The organism is Prevotella sp. 885, from assembly GCF_002265625.1.
In the GTDB taxonomy this organism is placed as follows: domain Bacteria; phylum Bacteroidota; class Bacteroidia; order Bacteroidales; family Bacteroidaceae; genus Prevotella.
In genome coordinates this window covers 1-6155 of sequence record NZ_NOVE01000084.1, presented here as the reverse complement: position 1 = coordinate 6155, position 6155 = coordinate 1, and the positions used below count along the sequence as shown (strand labels likewise).

Here is a 6155-nt window from a genome sequence, read left to right as displayed (position 1 = left end):
CTTGTTGCCACGACCCATAACGGTGCCCTTCATGATGCTCACGTAGGGGAAGATGATGCAGTCATCGCCGATAACCACGTCGTCCTCTATGTATGCGAACGGGTAGATTGTGACATTCTTGCCAATACCTACATCAAACCACAACCACATCTTATCTGTTTCCTTGTGGAAAACGTTGTATATCTTTTGATTCCTACATCAAACCACAACTTAAACTTAATTCTTACTTTAATCTCATGGTTGTATATCTTTTGATTCCTACATCAAACCACAACACCTGCACGCTGTGGCATGAGGTAATAAGAGTTGTATATCTTTTGATTCCTACATCAAACCACAACTACTTCTCATCTAAGTAGATTCTTAGATTTGTTGTATATCTTTTGATTCCTACATCAAACCACAACCCAGCGGTTAGAAGTTCATCGAAACTTTGGTTGTATATCTTTTGATTCCTACATCAAACCACAACCTTTGCCTGAAAGATAATGTTACCTGCGCGTTGTATATCTTTTGATTCCTACATCAAACCACAACTGCACGGCTATACAGATTGCAGTAGCCCGGGTTGTATATCTTTTGATTCCTACATCAAACCACAACTGGTTAGGAATCTTTTTCATTGTCTTTCGTTGTATATCTTTTGATTCCTACATCAAACCACAACCCGCCGTAGGTTCTCAACTTTCCCCACTGTTGTATATCTTTTGATTCCTACATCAAACCACAACCTATAACTTCTAAATATCAGAGAACCAGTATATTATAGTTCTTGTTTTGTTATAAGAAATCGCCGTGTAAGAATTATTATGCTACAAAAGTATTAAAAAAATTCCAATTGGATTGGTGTACCTATAACTTTCTGAGTGATTTTACTCTTTTTAATACTCTTTGGTTTGCCCCAGAAATTATAGATGTCCCCATATTGCTTGTCTGTAACACTTAGTATGCTAACCTTTCCTGTTTCTGGCAATAAAGCCTTCACTCTTTTCACATGCACATCCAAACTTTCTCTTGATGCACAATGCCGTATATAAACAGAAAACTGCATCATGGAAAAGCCGTCTTTTTCCAAATTCTTACGGAAAAGTGCAGCTGCCTTCATTTCTTTTTTGGTAGAAACCGGCAAATCGAAAAACACAAATAACCACATAATATGATATGCATTAAGTCTGTATTCTGTCATAAGATAAAGGGAAGTGATATTTTCTTAATTTCACCAGCATAATACTTAACGAGAGATGCTGTCGTAAAAGTCAATGCTATCTGTAGCGGACGCATTACCTTGCCTATATTTACGTCACAGCTTAAAAGGCGCATTATCTCCATCTTGGAGTCTTTGTTTAATTCCGTAATGCCATCAGCATAAAGATTAAAGACTATTGAATCCACATAAGGACGATAAGGCTCCATTACATCATCAGCAAGCGGAAAGGCATTGTATCTGCTTTTATGGAATATACCAAGATTAGGCAACAACCCTGAGCCAAGCAACGCTCGTGCTGTTGCTGCACGCAAAATTGAATATCCATAATTAAGCAGAACATTTGGTGAATCTCCACACCTGTCACGTTTAAAGTCTTTACCATACAGTTGTGTCCAATATATTTTTGCTGCAATACCTTCCCTATTGTCGGTATCACCACTTTTCACGTTAGTGTAAAAAGGTTTAAGAATGCTACCGTTTTTACAAAACGTATCCAAAACTGCAGATTGGTTCTTTATCTTTGCTTCAATTATTTGTTTCCATGCTTGTTTTTTCATCGGTTCGCTAACAGCAATCTGAGACTTTATATTCTCAGATTGCGTAGTATTGGCATCTAGACTTTGAAGCATTGCAGTAGGCATCATTTTATTGTCACATAAAATGACAGCAACATTATTCTTAACTAACTCGTTGAGCAACGGTAAAGTAATGTTTATCATTTGACTTTCCAGGACAACACACCCTATATCTTCTATAGGGCGCGTTACCTTGTCATCACTGTCTTTCCAAGAAATCACAAGTTGTGAATTCTTTAGCGAGAGACAAACCGGAGTCGAGAAGAATAATGTCTGCTTTATCATATTATCTAAGTCTTTTTATTTCACCAAGTTCATTTATCTCAAAGTCGTAACCTTGAACGAGGGCATTCAGCTGCGTATGAAGCATGATTATTGCCGGGCGGAGTTCTTCACATTGTTTGTATTCTCCATTTTTTGCCTTTATATCTTTACTTTGACGAGCTTCTTCATTGTGTAATAATTTTATAGTCGCATAGTCTACATTTCGTCCTTTCATTCTCATTGCAGACATACCAGTAACCTTATAAAGACGTCTATTTCTTTCCTTAATCGTAGCCTCCCAAACTTCATTAGGCGATTTTTCATAGAGAAGTACCATTGTTCCTATCTTTAAGGTATAAGCAAATGGATAATCATGCTCACTCTTAATAGGCACAATATGTCTGTCAACCACCTCCTTATCATTACTTGTTCTATAGTATTGAGCAGCTTGGAGCATATTAACAATTTCGAACTCTCGTTTTTCCTTGCCCTTGTTATCTGTACCAATATATAGAGCAAGCAAATAATTGCTATCATTAGCAACATGATATTGCTGCTTGTATTCTTTGGTAGAGACATCACGTTGTTTGCGAATATTCAATGGCTTGGTGATAGAGGGTGTGAAGCATCTCACCTTTTTAATCAGTATCTGCTTTTCCTCATTCATCCATATTGTACTTGCCATCGCATCCTTAAAGCCTTTCTCCTTTATGGCAGCTTCAATAATTCCCCTAACCGTATCATCCACAATATTCTTTACATCGCTTTCTTTCATCGATGCTAAGTCTATGCGTTTTACATACTTAACAGCACCATCATTTTCAATAGCGCCATAATAAGTGTCATTATGTAAAGAACCTCTTGCAGCATCACCTTTACAAAGAATCTTCTTGCCATCAATTTTAATTCTTCTTCGTCCTTGCTTCGGCATGTTGTCGGGAGTGTAATGATATACCAAGATTTCGTCTTGTATCTTCTTTATATCCTCTACAAATGTGGCCCATGGCTTTTTGAAAGATGCTTTCGACAGTCCATACCATTTGTTGTTTTCTTCGTCATGATAGTATGCACCCAACTTATTATATTCATCTAAGCCAATACATGCAATGACAATGGCATCTATGCAATGATGTACATGATTGATACGTTCTTTCTTGCTATAGATGTCTTGTATTCCCCAGATTTTTCTGAAGTCAGAAGTTGCAATGCCTTTTACGGTATAGACACGATTGAATAGTGACGTCAAGTAAAGACGGGCATACTTTGAAATCACACTAATGTCGGTACCTTGACGACGACTAAAGCCTTCAGGTACACTTTCCATTGTGAAACGCTCATACTTACCACGCCAATAATCACGACGAAGTTCCAAAAGATGACGTTTACGAATAATTGTATCCTTCTGCTCTTTTGTTGTTGCTCCCTTTGACTGTTTCTTAAGTTTGCGTATTTGAATGTCAAGCAACTCGTATTTCTTCTTCCAATCATTGATACGCTCCATAATCTCGTCATGGTTTGGCAATTCTATGGGCAACTTGGTTTTCTTTACTTCTCTATTGAAACGGCTATCACAAAGCGTCAAATTCATCTTTGTACTATCCCCACCTACACTACGAGGGATGGTGTGCTCAATATCAAACTTTGGATTTGCTCCAATGAAATCAGATATACGTATCTGCTTTCCGGTATAAAGACATATGTGATTCTGCTCTTCCCAAAGAACATATTTCAATATATCTTTGTCTGTGGGTTCTATATCCGTCCCGGTTTCTTTCTTGAATAGAGTTATTATTTGCTTTCGAGCCTCATCATTGGCACTTTGGTTCTCTTTTACGAATAAAGCAATGGCATTTCGTTTGTTGGCATCATTCAGTTCACGTGCAAACTCAATATGAACCTCGGTATCTTGATCTATCTTTCCTTCTGCAAGCAAACGGTTCACTAATTTACGCAATCTGAACATAGAACGCATCGCCATAGGATTGCGAACACTATCTATTCTTGGCGAACCAAGTTGATAAACGCCATGCTCATTAGTGTATTGTACCCTTGGATATGTCTCAATCATAGAAGGGTGATACAACTTCTTAAGACTATCATCAGAAACAGCATATTGCTCCTTTAAATACTCTTTAATGCATACCTCGAAAGTGCGTTTGTCTTTAGTGTCATATCTATTCATCTCCATTATGATGTTGTCGATAATAGTCTCGCGCATTTCCTTTATGCTCCACTCATATTTGGGCATGACTTCGCATAAATTACCTAAAAATACAGCATGAGAGTATATCAATCCTCTTCTTAGATAAGGAAGAATTTTGCAGATAGCCTTAAGGCTTAATGAGGCATAATCAGACGGCAAAGAAATCTCACTAAATCTCTTTGCTTCATCTTCGGATAATTGCAAGCGGTTTATAGCAAACTCGGCAAGTTTATCTTTATCAGAATAGAAATACAAAGCATGCCAGACATCGTTTACTATATCAAATCGACTTTTACCCTCGCCTAATGTGTATGTTTCACAAATAGCATCTATCCAATCAGCACCAAATACATCTTTAAGGGCAGCGGTAACAGGACAGCCTGAAACAGATGTATCCATTGGATAATTGAACAGATATGGCATTTCTGCATCTTCATCTTTCTTGTAGAAGCCATACATCTTCTTTGGTGCCAACTTTTTGGCTATATCCTCAAAATCAAATTGTTTCTTCGACTTGCGGAAGAATAAAGGCATAATACTTTCACGCTCCTCCATATTAAGAGGGCGTAATGCGTCATCATTAGGAGTCTTTACCTTAATGTTATTGATAAACGTAAGCATTCTGAACTCTTCGTACATGGGATGTGAAGAAGAACATTTTGTCTTGTTCTTCTCAAACACACACTTGCCTACCTGTCCTTTTTGCGACTTTAAAGGTCTTTGGTCAAATATTGCCTTTTCAATATTACGTACCACTTCCACACCGAGTTCTCTTTCCAAATCTTGCTTCTCACATATAGCCTTAAACTCGGAAAGGAAATGCTCATTACGTGCAGTATAATGCTTGCGGATTTTCTCTCCCTTATTATAACGAGCATAGAAATAGTCGCCAAGATATTCATAACCGGCTTCGTTCATTTCCTCAGTAAGGGTACTGATACCTTCCTTTACTTTGCCAGAATCATCTCCACCTTGCTCTTTTCTGTTACTCAAGAAGCCACGTCGCTGAATGATATGATAAAAAGCTCTGCCTAAAATGTATCTATCGGTAATGTCAGACAAATCCAATTTCTCATGAAGACATTTGTGCCTATATGCATACGGAGTCTTTTCTGTATCGTCATCAGTACGTTGCCATTGCATGAACAATTCATTCTTTGGATACTCTTTCTTTAGTCTCCAAGCAGAAAGTTCTTCGCATGAAAGAGGAGGACACAAATGATTGTCGCTCAAAATACGAAGCAAACGTATCTTGCGCAATTTTATGCGATAATATCTTACACGTGTAGCTCTATGTTCTGTACGTTCTGCTGCCTTTGACGATTCTATACCCTTCTCTATTTTGACTCCTTCTTGAAATATATTCACGCCTTTGTCAAGCAGATTATAATCACCTGCCGTCTTTTCAACAATAGCCCATCCAAGGCTATTTGTTCCAGTATCAATTCCTAATATTTTTGTCATGCAAATATAATAATTGTTTAGTTAATTATTAATAATTCATAAAAGTAGTACAAATTATTTGTACGAACAAATTATTCATTATATATTTGCAACAGAACATAAGATTTCCTACATCTTATCACAATAAGGCAGTAATTGCCGAAGGTGTTAAACCTATACTCCCGCTTCGGTGGGAGTTTTTTTTCTACCATTCCCTATTTTTATTCGAATCAAATAATATTGTTGTGTTTTTAACAATTCAATATTATTGTTTATCTTTGCGTCATGAATAGAACTCAGCCCATAGATTACAAATCCGTATTGTCCTTATTTCTTGGCTCATCCGATAAAGTCCGTGGCATCCCTACCCAAATATCAACGATACACGATAGAAAAAGAACGGTATGTCCCTAACTCCACGCAGTTGGCCTCTAAATGCCTTAAGCTTGGAGTTGAGTGATTC

Annotated in this window: 3 protein-coding genes, 1 pseudogene and 1 CRISPR repeat array; all 4 genes and pseudogenes read right to left on the bottom strand. The window is 37.4% G+C overall.

Annotated elements, in window-relative coordinates:
* Nucleotides 1-150 (bottom strand): annotated as a pseudogene (locus CHL74_RS14560) (hypothetical protein); the annotation flags it as partial.
* A gap of 24 nt (nt 151-174) precedes the next feature.
* Nucleotides 175-731: a CRISPR direct-repeat array (repeat unit 36 nt; unit sequence GTTGTATATCTTTTGATTCCTACATCAAACCACAAC).
* 92 nt (nt 732-823) lie between these two features.
* Entirely contained in the window at nt 824-1186 is a 363-nt protein-coding gene (gene cas2, locus CHL74_RS14555; RefSeq protein WP_094881905.1) for a CRISPR-associated endonuclease Cas2, read from the bottom strand.
* Nucleotides 1183-2067, bottom strand: coding sequence for a type II CRISPR-associated endonuclease Cas1 (cas1, locus tag CHL74_RS14550; RefSeq protein ID WP_094881904.1), 885 nt, complete (start codon nt 2065-2067; stop codon nt 1183-1185). Before cas1 ends, cas2 begins: the two co-directional genes overlap by 4 nt.
* A gap of 1 nt (nt 2068) precedes the next feature.
* On the bottom strand, nt 2069-5713 hold the full coding sequence (gene cas9 / locus CHL74_RS14545) for a type II CRISPR RNA-guided endonuclease Cas9 (protein ID WP_094881903.1): 3645 nt from the start codon (nt 5711-5713) through the stop codon (nt 2069-2071).
* Nucleotides 5714-6155: the final 442 nt, after the last annotated feature.